Origin of the sequence: Streptomyces sp. NPDC058045, from assembly GCF_042885635.1 — a bacterium.
In the GTDB taxonomy this organism is placed as follows: Bacteria; Actinomycetota; Actinomycetes; order Streptomycetales; family Streptomycetaceae; genus Streptomyces.
Genome location: NZ_JBHVRR010000038.1, coordinates 37,286 through 53,682 on the forward strand (window position 1 = coordinate 37,286; position 16,397 = coordinate 53,682).

The window sequence follows — 16,397 nt, forward strand, 5'->3', positions numbered from 1 at the left end:
ATGGGGAAATGCGTCGCGCCGGGCCGCTCTCGGCGACCCGGCGCGATGTGATGTCGAGTTCTGCTATTCCTGTTTCGTCTCCGCCGGATCGTGGGGGCACCGCGGAGCCTCTTCCACGGCCGTGGAACCGCCCGCCTTCTCCCCTTCTCCGGCGGCCGCGCCGTGCGCCACCGGGCAGCCGGCCGCGGCGGCCGCCGCCGCGGTGTCGGGCAGCCTGACCTCCGGCACCTCCACCGCCCCCGGACTCCGCTCCGTCACCGGACGCAGCGTCATCCGGATCCCGTACTTGGCGCGCAGCGAGATGTCCGGCTGCATCACCACCGGGTGCCCCGGCACCATGTCCAGGTGGAACCGCTGGAGCAGGGAGGCGACCACAATGGTCAACTCCATGTTGGCGAACGCCATCCCGACGCAGTTGCGCGGACCCCCGACATACGGCACATAGGCGTACCGCGGCCGCCCCGCCGAACGCTCCCGGGTGAACCGCTCCGGGTCGAAGCCCTCCGGGTTGTCCCAGAACTTCGGATTGCGATGCGTGATGTACGTGCTGAGCAGCAGGAACGAGCCGGCGGGGATGTGGTAGCCGCTGAGCACATCGTCCTTCAGCGGCATCCGCGCCACCTGCCACAGCGGCGGATACAGCCGCAGCGCCTCCTGGATGAACAGCTTCAGATACTTGAGCTGCGGCAGATCCTCCATCGTCGGCGCCCGGCCCCCCAGCACCTGGAGGACCTCGGCCCTGGCCCGGTCCGTCTCCGCGGGGCGGGTGGACAGCAGATGGCAGATCCACGACAGGGTCGCCGCCACCGTCTCGTGCCCGGCGATGAACAACGTCATCACCTGGTCGCGGAGCTGCTCGTCCGTCATCATCCGGCCCGTCTCCGGGTCGGGGGTGTGCATCAGCATCGACAGCAGATCCTGCGCCTCACCGTCGACGGGAGCACCGCGCCGCTCGGCGATCAGCCGGTACACCGTGTCGTCGAGCACCTTGCGGGCCGCGTTGAAACGGCGGTTCCGCGGCGTCGGCACGTTCTCGGGGATGTCCGCTACCGCTATCAACTTGGCGTTGATGTGCTCCAGTTGGGCCGCGACCGCCGAGCCCAGCGCCAGCGCGTCCCGCGACCAGTCCGCCTGGAAGAGGCACCGGGCGAGGATCTCCAGAGTCAGACTCTGCATCTCGGTCCTGGCGTCCATCGGCTTGCCGCTCCGGGCGAGCCCGTCCCACCGGCCCAGCATCCGCTCCGTGCTGTCCACCATCACATCGGCGAATCGTTCCAGCGGCTCCCGGCGGAACGTCGGTGCCACGGTGCGCCGTTGGGCACGCCACACCTCGCCCTCGGTGGTGACCAGGCCCTGGCCGACGGACACCCCCACCTTGCGGTTGAAGTCGTCGGGGTGCGGATAGTTCTCGAAGTTGTCCGCCAGGATGTGCTTGAGGTCGTCGGGATGGGTGACCAGCACCACCGGCACCGGCCCCCGGAACTGCACCAGGTCGCCGTGGTCGCGCCAGGCGCTGACGAAGGTCTCCAGGGGGTTGCGCCGGAAGTCGAGTGCGGAGCCGAGCAGCGGCAGGCCCAGCGGACCGGGCGGCCGCCGCCGGGTGGCCGTGGCGCTCTGCCCCGCCATCACACGGCCCCTTCCCGGTCGGCCTTGTAGTGCTGCAACCGCATCGGCATCCCGCCGCGCGGATACAGGAAGACGTTCGACGTCGGCTCGCAGACATGCCCGCCCGCCAGCGTCAGCCGGTAGTCCTGCAGAATCCGGGCGATGACCAGCGGCGCCTCCAGGACGGCCACCGACGATCCCGGGCACAGCCGCGGGCCGCGCGAGAACGGGATGTACGCGTAGAGCGGTGCGCCACCGGTCGCGCTCTTCTCGAACCGCTCGGGCCGGAAACCCTCCGGGTTCTCCCAGAACTCCGGGTGCCGGTGCATCAGATAGGGGCTGATGAACACCTGGGACCCGGCGGGGATGTGGTACCCGCCGATCTCGTCGTCCTCGATCGGACTGCGCGACAGGGTCCACACCGACGGGTAGAGCCGCAGCACCTCCTGGTAGAAGGCGCGCAGATAGCGGAGCTTGGGCAGATCGGACGCGGCCGGCAACCGGTCCCCGCACACCTCGGCCACCTCGGCGCGCGCCCTGCGCTCCGACTCCGGGTGCCGCGACATCAGCGAGAACGCCCACACCAGCGACAGCGCGGTCGTCTCGTACCCGCCGAGGAACATGGTGACGACCTCGTCGCGCAACTGCTTGTCCGACATCCGCTCGCCGGTCTCCGCGTCCTGCGCGCTCAGGAAGCGGGTCAGCAGGTCGTCCGGGGGCTCGGGGTCCCTGCGCCGCTCGGCGATGAGCCCGTAGACGAAGGAGTCGAGCAGGGAGCGCGCCGCCAGGAACCGGGTGCGGGCCTTGGTCGGCATCGACTGCGGAAGCTCCACGAAACGCTGGAGCCGCACATTGGTGTACGCGTTGCAGATGCGCACCGCGCGGGCCAACTCCCCGGCCTTGCTGCTCACATCGGTGCTGAACAGCGTCTGCATGACGATGGTCAGCGCCAGCCGGAACATCTCCGGCGTGATGTCGAAGGTCTCCTCGCGGGAGGCCCGGCCCCGCCACTCCTCCACCAGGTCGCTGGTGGCGTCGACCATCGCGGGACCGAACCCGGAGATCCGCGAGCCCTTGAACGCGGGCTGGGCGAGTCGGCGCTGCCGGAAGTGGAAGTCGCCGTTACTGGTGAACATGCCCTGGCCGACCCAGGGTTCGAACTTGCCGACGGACAGCGGGTCCTTGGGGTAGTTGGGCTGCCGGTCGTCCAGGACGTGCTTGATGTGGTCCGGGTGCGCGATCAGGAAGAGATTGCGCTTGCCCGGCAGCCGGAAGCGGACGATGTCGCCGTACTCCCGCCAGGACCGGGTGAAGGTACCGACCAGGTCGCGGACCAGGTCGGGGCCGCAGCCGACCACCGGATACCCCTGCGGGCCGGGGGCCTGGCGGAGGCGGCCGCTCGAAGTCAGACTCATGGTGCCTCGCTCTGCTGGTGACCCGGGGTCAGCGGGTGCGGATCTTGTGCTTGGCGACGTGCAGGATGTTCCCGAAGGTCAGCTTGAGGATGGTGCCGGGGCCGCTGCCCGGCTCGGGCGCCATACCGCACTGCTCGACCATCGCCGCGGTGCTCTCCTCGTGCCACAGCTCGGAGAACTCGCCGTCCCGGACGATATGGAAGTCGAGACCGGTCATCGTCATCCGCTTGCCGGTGCCCGGGAAGCCGTACAGCTCACCGTGGAAGGTGCCGGTCGCGGTCCAGCGGTCGATGACCTTGTCGCCCATGATCGTCACGTCGTCGAGCGAGAAACGCAGGTCGGGGAAGGCGTCGTGCATCAACTGGACGGCCGCGCGGTGTCCGGCGGGCCCCTGCGGGCAGCCCGGCAGCGGCATGTGGTCCTTCCAGTTCGCCGCCAGCAACTCGCGCTCGGTGGCGGCGTTGTTCTTGTCCCAGACCTCTTCGATGTAGCGGCGGGCCATTTCGTAGTACGTCTCGTCGAGCGAGCCGTCGGCGTTCTCGGCGGTCTTGGTGTCGATGTACGGGGGACGAGCCATGGCTGTTCCTTCGGGACGGTGGGTCGATGCGGTACGGGACGGGGGCGCCATACGGCTCACAGCTCCGGGCCGACGTCGGTGACACCGGCTTCCCGCAGGATCTGCTGGGCGGTGTGGCTGCCGGAGACGATCACCCGGAGGGCACTGGCGGCCTGCGCCCAGTGGCCCGAGAGGTAGAGTCCCTCGATCGGGGTCTGGTAGGTGAGCCGCTTGCTGCCGGCCTGCGCCGGGGTGTTCTCCCAGCCGTAGGCCGCACCGCGGTGGTTGCCCGTGAAGCGCTCCAGGGTCAGCGGAGTGGAACTGCTGACGAAGGTGAGCCCGTCCCTGAAGCCCGGGTAGAGCCGCTCGATCAGACCGAGGTACTTCTCCTCCAGCTTCGGCTTCAACTCCGCCCAGGCCTCGGGGCCTTCGTAGGGAGCCAGCGCCGTGGAGGTGACCAGGTGCTCCCCGGGCGGGCCGAGGCTGGGGTCGATGAGGGTGGGAACGACCACGACGGTGGCCGGGGCGTCGCCCTCGGCGAAGCCGGCGAAGTTGACGTCGTGGTCGTCGCTCCCGTAGATGAAGGTCTCGTGCGCGCCGCCCACCGCCGCGATGTCGAGGGTGGTCGCGGCGTACACCACGAACATCGACATGGAGCTCTTGAGCGAGCGCAGCCTGCGGTTGTACGCCTTCGGCAGATGCTCCAGGCCCACCAGGTCCTCGAAGGTGTGCGTGGCGTCCGCGTTGGAGATGACGATCGGGGCACGCAACTCCTGCCCGCCCGCCAGCACCACCCCCTCGGTGCGGCCGTCCTTCACCAGGATCTTCTCGACACCGGAGTTGGTGACGATCTTCCCGCCGTCGCGCTCGATCGCCGTGGTGAACGCCTTGACCAGGTGCTGGAAGCCGCCCTTGCAGTGGTACAGCCCGTGCATCTGCGTGTAGAGGAAGCGGGCGAACAGCTCGAAGGAGAGCTGGGACGGCGGCAGCCCCATATAGGGCCAGCCGGCACTGCAGAACGCCTTGCAGCGCGGGTCCTCGATGAACCGGTCCATCACCTCGCCGAGCGTGGACATCCGGTTCCCGAAGAGGGTGGGGAACTTCACCACGGCCTCGCCCAGCTCCTTCGGCGAGAGCTGGAGCGGCACCTGATGCGCCTCCTCCAGGAACTTCTCGCACAGCCCGAAGAAGCCGCGGATCCCCTGCTCCTCGTGCGGGAACAGCTCGATGTGCGAGGCGATGAACGCCTCCGAGCCGAACGGCGCGTCCAGCACGTCATCGTCGATGACCACCCGGTACAGCGCGTCGGACTCGATGAACTCGCACATCTCGCGCACCCCGAGATAGCGCAGCAGCACATCGATGGTGCCGCCCTCCGCCGCACCGGGCACGACATGGATGGCCGGGTCGTAGTAGCGGTCCCCGGCCCGGAAGGCGTGCGCGTATCCGCCGATGCCTTGGGCCTTCTCCGCCACCAGGACCCGCCGCCCGAACTTGGCGAGGAAGGCGGCGGCGGCCAGGCCGCCCAGACCGCTGCCGACGACGATGACGTCGTAGTCGTCGGCAGCGGCGGGTGGTTCCTTCGTCGGCATGGTTCTCCCAAGGGATAGTGGTACTTCGCTGGTCTGCACGACCGGCTTCGGCACCGGTCTCACTCGTAGAGATCCGCCCAGGGCGGCCCGGGATACGCCTCGGACGGTGCTAACGCCCCCCGCCGCGGCGGGCCTTGCGCTTCAGCCAGGTGAACCGGGCGGCACTGGTGAAGGTGTGGGCGAGCTGGCCCAGGGGGCCCGCGCCGCGGGGCGGTACGACGCCGAGCGTGGTGAGCATCCCCAGGTAGTCGGCCTCCTGGTAGAACTCCACGAGCCGGCCTTCGTCGTTCCAGCGTTCGACCAGGATCTCCTCCAGCTCAAGCCGGCGTCCGGTGGGCGGAATGCCCATCAGTTCGCCGAGGTGGGTGCCGGTGAACCTGACCCGGGACGCGACGAACGGCCCCTCCGAGACGATGTCGAGGATCTCCAGCCGGAGATCCGGCTTGGCCTGCCACAGATGCAGCATCAGTTCCTTGAACCCGTCGTTGCCGAGCGGGGGGCGACCCGGTATGTAGTACTTCGCTTCGGGAACGGCCAACTCGTCGAGCACGGTCAGATCGCGCTTGTCGAAGGTGCGCCCGGCGAGTTCGCGGGCCTTGGCCTTGAGGTCGAGGTGTGTGCCGTCGCCCGCTGCGGTCCGGGCGGCGGTCTTTTCGGACATGGTCATGCTGCCTTCCTCCCCTGGGCGGCAGCCTGCTGCGCCTTCGCTGCCTTGCCGGCCTTCGCCTGGAGCACCGCGAAGCGGGCCATCAGCTTGAAGGTGTGCGCGATCTGCCCCAGCGGTCCCGCGCCCTCCGGCGGGGTGAGTCCGAGCTGGTCGAAGGTGCCGATCTCGTCGGCCAGGTGCCACATCTCGGCGATCCGGTCGCCTTCGATGCGCATCAGGGTGGTCTCGGTCCTGCGGACCGGTAGTCCTGTGGGCGGAATGCCCATCAGTTCGCCGCGCTGGGAGCCGCTGATCTCGGCCCTCAGCACCACCCGGTCGCCCTCCTGGATCAGGTGGAGCGTCCGGTGGGTGAGGTCGGGCAGAGCCCGTCGGAGTTCGGCGGCCATCCGCTTGTAGGCGGCGGCCCCGCGCAGATCGGGCCCGCCGGCGAAGTGGCCGACGAAGTCCGCGCTCAGATACGTGTCGGCGGCGATCAGATCGCCCTGGTTCCACACGAGGTCGGTGAAGTCCGCGACCCGCTTCTTGAGTTCGCTCTGTGCGGTGTCTGCTGTGTGTGCCATCAAGAACCTCTCGGGCCGGAGCGGGCGGCTGCCCCTCTGCCCTGACTGATCCCGGCGGCACGCGGGTGGATACAGCGCGCACCGCGCGTGCCGCCGGGCGGGATCAGCGGAACTCGGCGATGGGCTCGGCGGATTCGGTGAACATCCGGCCTAGCAGCCCGTCGGGCACGGTGGAGACCATCGGGTTGCGCACGGCGGGCATCAGCTGCTGCATCTGCCGCAGCCTGCGGGCCCGCTTGTACGTCTTGGTCACCCGCTCGAAACGGTCCGCCTCGTAGCGGCGCAGAGCGGCGACCGGGTCCCCCAGGGACACCAGCCGGTGGGCGAGCACCCCGGCGTCCTCCACGGCCAGGCACGCGCCTTGGCCGACCGTCGGCAGGATGGGGTGGGCGGCGTCCCCGAGCAGGGTGACCCGGCCCCGCCCCCAGTTCCGGTCGGGCGCCCGGTCCCGGGCCGAGTCCCGCCACATCAGGTCGCCGGGGGTCGCCCGCACCAACTCCTTCACGGTGTCGGACCATCCGTCGCCGTCGGGCGGGGCGTCGGCGGGCGCCTGCATGAACCAGTAGGTGCGCTCACCCGCCAGGCCCAGGATGCCGCAGACTCCCGTCGGCCCGAACACCACGTCGAAACCAGGGAACTTGGGCCCGCCGTCGAGGGCGACGCCCTGCCAGCCGGCCATCGCCGGGCCGCGGGGCGCGGCCTTGCCCGGCGGCAGCATGGCCTTGCGGACGGCGGAGCCCACCCCGTCGGCCCCGATCACCACATCGGCGTTCAGCGTCTCCCCGTCGGCGAGAGTGACCTGACCTTCCTCGGTCACGGACACGACCTCGGCGCTGAACCGCACCGGCACACCGGAGACGTCGCTGAGCGCACCTACCAGGTCGGAGTGGGTCACCCCCAGCCCGGCCACGCCGTACCGGGTGAGCCAGCGGCTGAGGTCGATGTTGGTGACGGTGTGCCCGGCGACCGTCTTCATCCGGGCCCGGTCGAAGGGCTGGGCCACGGTGCGTACTGCATCCAGCATGTCCTCGCCGAAGGAACGCAGCGACATCGCGGCGTTGGGCCAGAACGTTAGCCCGAGCCCGGTGCGCAGGTCATCGGCCCGTTCGAGGATGGTGACTTCGGCGTCATGGCGGCGGAGCATACCCGCGAGCGCGAGCCCTCCTATTCCTGCACCCGCGACGATCACACGTAGTCGAGACATCGAGATCTCCATATGTGGGGGGGCGAAATTCGCGGCGAAGAGGGCTGCTCGTCGCCGTGTCGGTTGTCTACAGGGGCGCGCCGTGCGTGCCCGCGCTCTCCCGCGCCTGGGCCGCGCCCGGGACCGTCGATTCCGCCGCTGCCTCCGCGGCGGCCGCCCGAGCCCTCGCACCGGGCAGTACGACGAGGGCGACGAGCACCCCGGCCGCGGTGACCCCGGCGCCGGCTAGCAGCGCGTCCCCGAGGCCGCCGATGAACGCGTCCCGTGCGGTTTCCAGCAGCGCCCGCCCTTGGGGCCCGCCGACGGACCCGGCGACGGTCGTGGCGGCGCCGACCGAGTCGCTGACCGCGTCCGCCGCCGGTCCCGGCAGGCCGTCGAGCGCGGGCAGTCCGTCACGGTAGGACGTGCTGAGCACACTGCCGATCACGGCGATCCCGAGTGCGCCGCCCACCTGCATCGCCGCGTCGGTCACCGCGGACCCCGCCCCGGACTGGCCGCGCGGTGCGGCCGCCAGCATGGCGTTGGCCGAGGCCGGCATACCCAGCCCCATACCGAGGCCGAAGAGGGCGAGGCTCACCAGGATCCGGCCCTCCGAGTCGACGCCGGCACCCGCGGTCAGCGCCATGGAAGCGGTGATCAGCACCATTCCCCCCGCCACGACCCACTTCATGCCGACGCGCTCCACCAGCTTCGGCGAGAGCGGTGCGGCGAAGATCATCGTGGCGATCGGCATCAGCCGCAGGCCCGCCTCCAGCGGTTCGTAGGCGAGCACGAACTGGAGGTACTGGGTGAGGACGAACAGCGCGCCGTACATCCCGAAGGAGATGGCGGTGATGGCGGCGGCCGCCCCGCCAAAGCGGGAGTCGCGGAACAGCTCCGGCATCAGCATCGGACACGGCGTGCGCCGCTCCCACAGCACGAACGCGACCAGCAGCAGCACACCGCCGCCGAGCGAGCCCAGGGTCACCACGTCGGTCCAGCCGTTCCTGGAAGCCTCCACCAGCCCGTACACGAGCGCGACCAGGCCGAGCACCGACAGCAGCGCGCCGAGCAGATCGAGTCCGGGGTGCTTCTCGTTACGGGACTCGGGGATCAGCTTGACTCCGGCGAGGAAGGCCACGACCACGACCGGGGCGTTGATGAGGAAGACGGAGCCCCACCAGAAGTGCTCCAGCAGCAGTCCGCCGACGACCGGGCCGAGCGGGACACCGAGCGCCGCCGTACCCGCCCAGATGCCGATGGCCTTGGCCTGCTCCTCGGGCGGGAACACGTCCTTGATGATGGAGAGCGTGGCAGGCATGATCATCGCCGCTCCGACGCCCATGGCCGCGCGCAGCGCGATCAGGGCCGTGGAACCGTCGGCGAAGGCGGCCGCCACCGAGAACCCCATGAAGATCAGGAGTCCGGTGAGGAGGAGCCGCTTGCGCCCGAAGCGGTCGGCCAGGGAGCCGCAGAGCAGCAGCAGCCCGCCGAAGGCCAGGGTGTAGGAGTCGACTATCCACTGCAGTTCGGTACCGGTCGAGCCGAGGCTCGTCTGGATCTTCGGCAGCGCCAGATTGAGGATCAGGTTGTCCAGGCCGATCAGGACCAGGCTGAGGCACAGCACGGCGAGGATCTGCCAGCGGCGGCTGTGGGCAGTTGATCTTTCCACGGTCAGCTCTCTTTCGGATGGCACGGGTTACCGCTCCCGGGAGAGGAGCGACAGCTCCCCGTCTGAAGATCCGCGCGGTGGTGGGCTGGATACAGCGAGGTCCGGAGTCAGGCCGGGCACTCGACGCGGCGGCCGACCGCCCGCAGCCAGTCGCGCCGGATCAGCCCGCTGAAGGGCTCGATGAGGGCCCAGTACGGCTTGAACCGGCGGGCCGCGCTCTCGCTGGTGACGAACACCCTGGTCTCCGTGAGGAGCCGGCTCCCGGCGCCGTCGGGCTCGACCCACATGGCGTACAGGCCTTTGAGGTAGCCGGGGCGGTCGAACGCCCGGAACTCCTCGGGGGTGACGTCGCGGACGATCGCCTTGGACAGCACCGGCTTCCAGGGCTGGCCCACGAAGCCGAGGATGACGGCGCCGTCGGGCTGATCGCTCTCCGCCTCGCCGTCCAGCCGGATGAAGCCCGCCCGCATCATGTCGTGCACCGCGTCCGGCGGGCCCGTGGGCTGCTGCCGGCCCTTGCCGGCCAGCCGTGAGGGCAGGGTGCGCACCGCCACCAGCGGTCGCGCCAGCCGCATCTCGCCCGGTGTCACCTCGCGCAGGGCACGGGCGACCTCCGCTGGGGGTGCCGCCACCCGCCGATCGTGCCGGGTGGTCCAGTGGCTGACCGGCAGCCAGACATCCAGCCGCCCGTTCTGCTCCGCGCTGTCCATAGGGGTCCTCCTCGACGCCTCAGCTTTACGATACCGCAGTTTCGAAACTCTGGACTCGTATACTTGGACCATGCAGAACCCCGCACCCCGCCTGGGCCGCCCCAGAGACAGCCACATCGACCAGGCCGTGCTCGCCGCGGCGCGCGAACTGCTCGCCGAATCCGGCTACGTCGGTGTCACCATGGCCGCGACCGCCGCCCGCGCCGGAGTGGGCAAAGCCGCCATCTACCGCAGGTTCGACTCCAAGGCCGAACTGCTCTTCGCCGCGACCCTGCACGGCATGGACATCGAGCCCCCGGCCGACTCCGGCTCACTGCGCGGAGACCTCCGCGCCATGGCCCGCGTCATCCACGAACGCCTCACCAGCCCCGCCGCCCGCCAGGTCATCCCCCCGCTGCTCGCCGAGATGTCCCACGACGCCGAACTCACCGGCCGGCTCCAGAACACCTTCGTCGCCAGCGAGCGCAGAGACCTCGCGGTCATCGTCGAGCGCGCCCGCAAGCGCGGCGAACTGCGCCGGGCACCCGACCCCGCGCTCGCCCATCTGCTGCTGGGCGGCCCGATCTTCCTCGCCCTGCTCGTCCTCCCCGACCCCATGGACACCGCCCGACTCGACGCCATCGCCTCGGCGGTGGCCGCAGGACTGACCACCGAACCCGGCGACTCCCCAGCCGACTGAGGGTCCGCACGGCAGCGGAACCAGGTCATGTCCGGAGCGCCCCACCGTCGAGCGGGGCACCCCCGGAGGGAACTTCCGGACACGACCAACGGGTTCAGCGCTTGCGACGAGCCAGCATCACCACGGCCAGCGACAGCACGGTGCCGAACAGCACCAGCTTGCGCTTCCGCCCGCCGGTGGCCGCCTCGTCGTCCAGGCCCGGGAATTCAGCAGTGGTCATATGGCTCTCCTCGAAAGGGTGTTGATGATGTACGCCCTTTCAGATCCGCACCGCACCGGACCGGATACACCACTCAGCGGGCCCGCCGGACGCTGCCCGCGAGCAGGTGGGCGACCGAGCGCAGCGGCCCCGCGTCCGGCGGCGGCAGCACGCCGATCCCGCCGAGCAGCCCCAGGTAGTCCGCCTCCTGGCAGAGCTCGACCATGCGGCCCTGCTCGTCGAAGGTCTGGACGAGCATCTCGACCATGTCAATGGGCCGCCCGGTCGGCGGGTTCCCGAACAACTCACCGAGGTGGGTCGCGGTGAACCTCGCCCGCACTCCGACGTACGGGGCCTCGACCACGGTGTTCAGCACATCGACGCGCAGATCCGGCTGCGCCCGCCACAGATGCCGTACGAGGGCCTTGAAGCCCTCGTTGTCGAGTACGGGCCGGCCGGGCACCCGGTACCGCGCGTCAGGGGTGGCGCACTCGTCCAGGGCGCCCAGGTCCCGCTCGTCGAAGACACGGCGCGCGAGCTCAAGGGCCCGCGCCCCCAGATCGAGCGCGTCCCCGCCCGCCACGGGGATCGGGCGCCCGTCGCCGCCCGCGCCGTCCACGGCGGCCCGGAGCGGAGCGGGCCGCGGCCGTCCACCCCGGCCGCCCAGCCCGGCGAAGAGGCCCACCACCTGGGCGGCGTGCCCCAACTGCCGCCTCAGACCGCCGCCTTCGGGTGGCACGAGCCCCAACTGGTCGAGCACCCTGAAATCGTCCCCCTGGTACCAGAGTTCGGCCACCTTCCCGCCCTCGAAGCGCCACATGGTGATCTCGGTCAGCTCGATGTGCCGACCCGTGGCGGGCACCCCCGAGAGCAGCCCGCTGTGCACACCCGAGACCTCGCTCCGCAGGAACACCAGGTCGCCCTGGCCGAAGAGTTGGAGCACCCGGTGCCGCACTCCGCTCAGTGCCTCGTGCCGCTGCTCTGCGAGCCGCACAAAGCCCGCGGTGCCGAGTGGTGCTGCGGTTCCCGGCATATTGGCGACGAATCCGGTGCCGAAGTACTTGTCCACGGCGCCCGTCTCGCCCTGGTTCCACATGCGGTCGCTGACCTCGGCGACCATGGCGCACATCTCCTGGACGTCCATGGCTGTCCCTCCTGACTTCTCTGCTGTCACTCGTGGGAACGTCATGGAAGAGCGGCGGCCCAGGCGCCAAGTCCCACTGGCCGGCGCTGAGTTGGATACGCGACGCGGCCCTTGGTGGTACGCCGGGACCGGCGCATCGCCCTCACCCGGCCGCGCCCCCGGCCGCCCTCGACAGGAAGATCCCGCCGTCCGCGACCCGCACCTCGTAGGTGTCGATCGGGTCCATCGCCGGGAAGTCCAGAGCCGTCCCGGTGCGCAGGCAGAACCTGCTGAAATGCCAGGGGCACTCCACCGTGTCGCCCTCCAACTCGCCCTCGGAGAGCTTCGCCGACTCGTGCGAGCACTCGTCACGCACCGCACGGACCCCGTCATCGGTATGCGCGAGCAACACCTGGACCCCACCGAAGTCCACGCTCAGCAACTCTCCCTGCGGCACGTCCGCCAGCTTCGCCACACAGAGTTCTTCGTTGTCCACAGCTCTGTTCCTCTCGATCCACAGGACTCCGGCCGAAGCCACAGCCACCCTCTCCCTCCCGATCCGCGAAAAGGCGCCGTGGATACGCCCCGCCTGTGTGTTGCTCCTCGCCGTGTGAGTGGTGGCGTCTTGATGCTCCCGGGCGCGGATTCCATGACGGGGGCGGGGCTGATGGAAGAGCGTTCAGATCTGCGGGCGTCCGATGGTGAGCGGGATCAGGCAGTGGAGCGGTTGCAGGCCGCGGCGGGTGGAAGGGCGCCTCGATCAGGCGGAGTTGGACAGTCGGCTTGATACGGCCTTGGCCGCACGGACCCGGCAGGAGCTGGCGCGGCTTCTCGCGGACCTGCCCGTTCCCGTCGAAGAGTGACCTGCTCGCGGCCTGCCTGAAACGGCGTGACGGAATCGCGCGGGAGGCTCTCCACACCTACGCGGCCCGGCACGAGGACCCCGTCTCACGTGCGCTGGCCCCGTTCGACTTCCTGAACGACTGGTTCCTCCAACCCGGCTTCCACGGCTGCGTCTTCGCCGGCGCGTTCGGTGAAGCAGGTAGTGCCACCCTCGGCGTCAGTGAATCGGTCCGGACCCACAAACAGCACCTGCTGACCCTCTTCACCGACCTGGCCCGCCAGACCGGCGTCCCCGCCCCCGGACAGACCGGCCACCAACTGGCCGTCCTCTTCGACGGCGCGATGGCGATCGCCACCTTCACCCGCGACACCGACGCCGCACTCCACGCACGCCAGGCCACACACACCTCCTCACCACCCCCGACTGAACTCACTGACCCCCGCTCCTTCGGAGTCTCAGGCAGCAGGTTCGAGATCCTCCCCGAAACCGTGGAGTGCCAGGACTGCGGTGACCACAACCCGCTGCGCGACCCGGCCCGGAGACCAAAGGCGACGACGGGTGACGCAGAGGGCGGTGGGCACTCAGCACACACGCCCCCGCGATGTCCTCTGCCATCGATCCTTTTGCTCACGAACTGTGCGGAGCGGTAGCCCGGCCGCCGTCGCCGAGGGGCATGTGGCCACAGGAACGAACGCGGCGCTCGTCCCGGGTAGATCCCCGGCACGGGCGCTGTCATCGTCCCGTCATGCCAGCCGCCGTGCTCCTTGAAGTACACCAGCGCTGCTGGTAGTTCGCCTTCGGCGACGAGCTGGCCCACCGCGACAACGCCCTGTCAGGCGCCGACCGCCGCGGCGTTCTCGTCGACGCGGGCTCGCACCCAGGCGAGGAACGCCCGGACCTGCGGGCCGGGCAGGGGCAGTGCGGCGGCGCGAGGACGTTCGAAGGTGTGGACCGCGGCCTCGATCAGCGGACGGAAGTCCTCCTCCGCGGCGGCGACCTGCCCGGCCGCGTCGCGCTTGGCGAACCAGCGCCCGGTGCGGCAGTAGACCACGGAGCGGCAGCCGTTGAGGACCCGGTTGTCGGCGAGATGCCCCTCACCGTCGCCGTGCTCGCGCACCGAGGCCCGGATCGCGGTGTACAGGTCCGTCGGCCGGGGCGCCGCGATCAGCTCCGACGCGGGCGGACCGTACAGCGCAATCCCGTCCTGATGGGCCACGGAGCGGTCGATGACGTACCAGAACGACGGCGCCCCGGCCGTGTCGAAGGCGGCCCGGCCCGGCAGTTGAGCGCCAGTGTTGAGATCCAGCAGATAGCCGGCCTCCCCGGACGGGGCACGGGCGAAGTCCGCCGCGTAGACGACCAGTTCCAGCCCCGCCGCCGGGCACGGCAGCCGCCGGTGATCGAGGGCGTCGGCCAGTTCCCGCAGGGCCGCGGCCGGAGGCGGGCCCTCCACGACGACCGTGACGTCGATGTCACTGCGGCCGTGCCGGTAGTCGCCGAGCGCGAGGGAACCGACCGCGACCACTCCGGTCAGCCGGGGGCCGCACACCGCGCGCGTGCGGCGTACGAGCTCCGTCAGGTAGGGCCGCACCTCGGCAGGGACGGCACGAAACAGCTCGGTCCTGGCGCTCATCCGGCCAGTATGGAGCATCGCCGAGATGGCCTCCGGGGAGGATCGGAACGGCCAGGAGCGAGCACGGTCAGCCGGCGGTGTGCTGCCCCGGGATGCGGCCGGCGGCGCGGAGCTCCTGCAGGTCGGTGCACCGCGAATCCGGGAAGTCGTGATCTGTGTCGATGCTGTTGAGCGGGGAGATATACATCAGGCGTCCAAGGTCGCCACCCAGGACAACGGACGGCGCAGGTGCAGGGACACGGGGGCCGCCCCCGTCCATGCCTCGTTCTCCACCCCCGTGGACGTGATCTGCCGTGGATCCAAGAGCCATGGCAGGCAGCCCGATGGCACACCGACCACACCACCACCCACACCTTCCCCACCCCACCACCCCGCCCCACACCGGAACCGTCAACACCCCCAGAACCACACCGAGTTGAAGACACCGCAGACCGGCCCACCACACCCACGCTGCCCACGAGTCCGGAGCCGGAGACGCTCTCCCCCCAGCCGCCCGCACCTCCGAAATCGTCCCCGAGCGCCGCGGAACCGGCCGACGGGACCGAGCAGCAGCCCGCACCCGAACCATCGCGGCCGGACGAACCAGGTGCCGTTTCGAGGATCTTCAGAACCGTGATTCTCGCCTCGGAATGCTGGTCACGGTCTACCACGATCCGGCCGGACCGCAGTGGGAAGGTGGAACTGGGCGGCACCGACAACATGCACCTCTACATCTGCCCGAATTATCCGGAGTATCCGCACACCGACCTGATGCAATGAGCTTCCTGGAGGAGAGAGCAATATGACTGCTTCACGGGCCGCGCTGACGCGGGACGGTCTACGGGTGAAGATTCTTGTGCAGAAGGTGCGGCTGGCAGGCACGGAATACCGGGTGATCAAGCCGGCCACACCACTGAAGAACGGGGCGCTGCACAAGCCGGGCAGACATTACGAGTTGTACGTGGACCTACGGACGGCAGACGCATCGGCGCCCTGTGGCTGCTGGCGGCACGGTCGCCGCATTCGTTGGTCTATCTGCCGATGCGGAGTACCGCGGCCAGACCCATTTTCGAAGGGGAGGACAGACAGCAGCACGATCTCGTACTGGCCCCGCGCACCGTGCAGTTGCGGCCTTCGCGCTGGAAGCGAATCCGGGAGCGGTTGAGTACGGGGAACGCTGACCGGGAACTCCGTACCGTCAGTGTGCCGGAGCGGGACCTCCCCGACCTTGATGCCGACTTCTACATTCCGGACGACCCGAAGGCGGCGAACCAGTACCTCCTCCAAAAGGACGTCTACGCTGGAACGCTACTGCTGACCGGCGGGCCCGGGGCCTTCCGGAACGGAGCCAAAGACATATTCGCCGTCACGAAGTACGGGCCGCCAAAAGCCGCCACCAACCTCTACATTCCGGGCTCCTGCAATTATCACGTCTGCCGCTCCATGTACGACTGGAACTTCGACCCCCCGAAATTGCGTGACTGGGAACAACTGTATGTGGAGTTCTGTCCACAGTGGTCGAGATGAGGCATTCGTTTCCCCTGTTCGGGGGAAATGCTCTGAGGCCGCATAGAAGAGTGAGCGGGCGTAGGCAGCGGTCAGTGGTTTCCAACCGCAGCCGGAACTTTCCGCCGCCGACTACGAGGAACTCTGCGGGCCGTCTGCAGCTGCCGAAGCAGCCTCCGGCACCGCCGGCTGAGTCACCAAAACCTCAACTCGCAGAACTCCGTTCGAGCAGACAGGGGCCTAGCGACTCCGCTCTCCGCTACGAGTCACCAGCGCATACCCAACTCGTCGAGGTCGTTGTGCCGTTGAGGGGTGAGTGTGTGGGCTCGTCGTCGTGTGTTTGGCTGGACCTCTGCTCGCTGGGCTTCCTCGGCCGGTTCTAAGGGCTGTCCCGTAACTGCTGGTCGTCACTGGGGAGCGACGTGCAGGTCCCGGATGTACCAGTCGAACCGTGTGCCGTCCTTGCCGTGCGGC

17 protein-coding genes are annotated in these 16,397 nt (G+C 69.6%); 4 read left to right on the forward strand and 13 right to left on the reverse strand.

What is annotated here, in order from left to right; genetic code table 11:
• Positions 1 to 63: 63 nt before the first annotated feature.
• The 9 genes from ACFVST_RS21675 to ACFVST_RS21715 form a co-directional block, all read right to left on the reverse strand.
• Positions 64 to 1,626 carry a cytochrome P450 gene (locus ACFVST_RS21675; protein WP_390154410.1) on the reverse strand — a complete coding sequence of 521 codons (1,563 nt, stop codon included), beginning with the start codon at positions 1,624 to 1,626 and terminating at the stop codon, positions 64 to 66.
• Positions 1,626 to 3,020, reverse strand: coding sequence for a cytochrome P450 (locus tag ACFVST_RS21680; RefSeq protein WP_390154413.1), 1,395 nt, complete (start codon positions 3,018 to 3,020; stop codon positions 1,626 to 1,628). Before ACFVST_RS21680 ends, ACFVST_RS21675 begins: the two co-directional genes overlap by 1 nt.
• A 28-nt stretch (positions 3,021 to 3,048) precedes the next feature.
• A complete protein-coding gene (locus tag ACFVST_RS21685; protein WP_390154415.1) occupies positions 3,049 to 3,597 on the reverse strand; it encodes an ester cyclase in 549 nt (182 codons plus the stop codon).
• A 56-nt stretch (positions 3,598 to 3,653) separates the two neighbouring features.
• A complete protein-coding gene (locus ACFVST_RS21690; RefSeq protein WP_390154418.1) occupies positions 3,654 to 5,168 on the reverse strand; it encodes a phytoene desaturase family protein in 1,515 nt (504 codons plus the stop codon).
• A gap of 109 nt (positions 5,169 to 5,277) precedes the next feature.
• Positions 5,278 to 5,835, reverse strand: coding sequence for an ester cyclase (locus ACFVST_RS21695; RefSeq protein WP_390154421.1), 558 nt, complete (start codon positions 5,833 to 5,835; stop codon positions 5,278 to 5,280).
• Positions 5,832 to 6,395 carry an ester cyclase gene (locus tag ACFVST_RS21700; protein WP_390154424.1) on the reverse strand — a complete coding sequence of 188 codons (564 nt, stop codon included), beginning with the start codon at positions 6,393 to 6,395 and terminating at the stop codon, positions 5,832 to 5,834. The genes ACFVST_RS21695 and ACFVST_RS21700 overlap by 4 nt, the downstream gene beginning before the upstream one ends.
• Before the next feature lie 103 nt (positions 6,396 to 6,498).
• Entirely contained in the window at positions 6,499 to 7,599 is a 1,101-nt protein-coding gene (locus ACFVST_RS21705; protein WP_390154427.1) for an FAD-dependent oxidoreductase, read from the reverse strand.
• A 67-nt stretch (positions 7,600 to 7,666) separates the two neighbouring features.
• Complete coding sequence (locus ACFVST_RS21710; protein WP_390154430.1) at positions 7,667 to 9,274, reverse strand: DHA2 family efflux MFS transporter permease subunit; 1,608 nt, start codon at positions 9,272 to 9,274, stop codon at positions 7,667 to 7,669.
• A gap of 83 nt (positions 9,275 to 9,357) precedes the next feature.
• Positions 9,358 to 9,960, reverse strand: coding sequence for a hypothetical protein (locus ACFVST_RS21715; RefSeq protein ID WP_390154433.1), 603 nt, complete (start codon positions 9,958 to 9,960; stop codon positions 9,358 to 9,360).
• A 70-nt stretch (positions 9,961 to 10,030) separates the two neighbouring features.
• On the opposite strand from ACFVST_RS21715, the gene ACFVST_RS21720 reads away from it, so the two are divergent.
• On the forward strand, positions 10,031 to 10,639 hold the full coding sequence (locus ACFVST_RS21720) for a TetR/AcrR family transcriptional regulator (protein WP_390154436.1): 609 nt from the start codon (positions 10,031 to 10,033) through the stop codon (positions 10,637 to 10,639).
• A 94-nt stretch (positions 10,640 to 10,733) separates the two neighbouring features.
• Here the strand turns inward: ACFVST_RS21720 and ACFVST_RS21725 are convergent, their stop codons facing one another.
• The 3 genes from ACFVST_RS21725 to ACFVST_RS21735 all read right to left on the reverse strand — a co-directional run bounded on the left by ACFVST_RS21725 (position 10,734) and on the right by ACFVST_RS21735 (position 12,457).
• Positions 10,734 to 10,859 carry a hypothetical protein gene (locus ACFVST_RS21725; RefSeq protein ID WP_390154439.1) on the reverse strand — a complete coding sequence of 42 codons (126 nt, stop codon included), beginning with the start codon at positions 10,857 to 10,859 and terminating at the stop codon, positions 10,734 to 10,736.
• Positions 10,860 to 10,932: 73 nt separating this feature from the next.
• Positions 10,933 to 11,982, reverse strand: coding sequence for an ester cyclase (locus ACFVST_RS21730; protein ID WP_390154442.1), 1,050 nt, complete (start codon positions 11,980 to 11,982; stop codon positions 10,933 to 10,935).
• Between the two features lie 142 nt (positions 11,983 to 12,124).
• Entirely contained in the window at positions 12,125 to 12,457 is a 333-nt protein-coding gene (locus ACFVST_RS21735; protein WP_390154444.1) for a Rieske (2Fe-2S) protein, read from the reverse strand.
• Between the two features lie 202 nt (positions 12,458 to 12,659).
• Here ACFVST_RS21735 and ACFVST_RS21740 point away from each other — a divergent pair, with 202 nt between their 5' ends.
• Positions 12,660 to 12,824: a DUF1707 domain-containing protein gene (locus ACFVST_RS21740; protein WP_390154447.1), complete on the forward strand. Its 165-nt coding sequence runs from the start codon at positions 12,660 to 12,662 to the stop codon at positions 12,822 to 12,824.
• Positions 12,745 to 13,455 (forward strand): TetR/AcrR family transcriptional regulator, encoded by a 711-nt coding sequence (locus tag ACFVST_RS21745; protein ID WP_390154455.1) that lies wholly within the window; start codon positions 12,745 to 12,747, stop codon positions 13,453 to 13,455. The genes ACFVST_RS21740 and ACFVST_RS21745 overlap by 80 nt, the downstream gene beginning before the upstream one ends.
• 182 nt (positions 13,456 to 13,637) lie before the next feature.
• Here the strand turns inward: ACFVST_RS21745 and ACFVST_RS21750 are convergent, their stop codons facing one another.
• Complete coding sequence (locus ACFVST_RS21750) at positions 13,638 to 14,438, reverse strand: aminoglycoside adenylyltransferase domain-containing protein (RefSeq protein ID WP_390154450.1); 801 nt, start codon at positions 14,436 to 14,438, stop codon at positions 13,638 to 13,640.
• A 1,182-nt stretch (positions 14,439 to 15,620) separates the two neighbouring features.
• Between ACFVST_RS21750 and ACFVST_RS21755 the strand changes: the two genes are divergently transcribed.
• Positions 15,621 to 15,944 (forward strand): hypothetical protein, encoded by a 324-nt coding sequence (locus tag ACFVST_RS21755; protein ID WP_390154452.1) that lies wholly within the window; start codon positions 15,621 to 15,623, stop codon positions 15,942 to 15,944.
• The last annotated feature ends 453 nt before the right edge of the window (positions 15,945 to 16,397 follow it).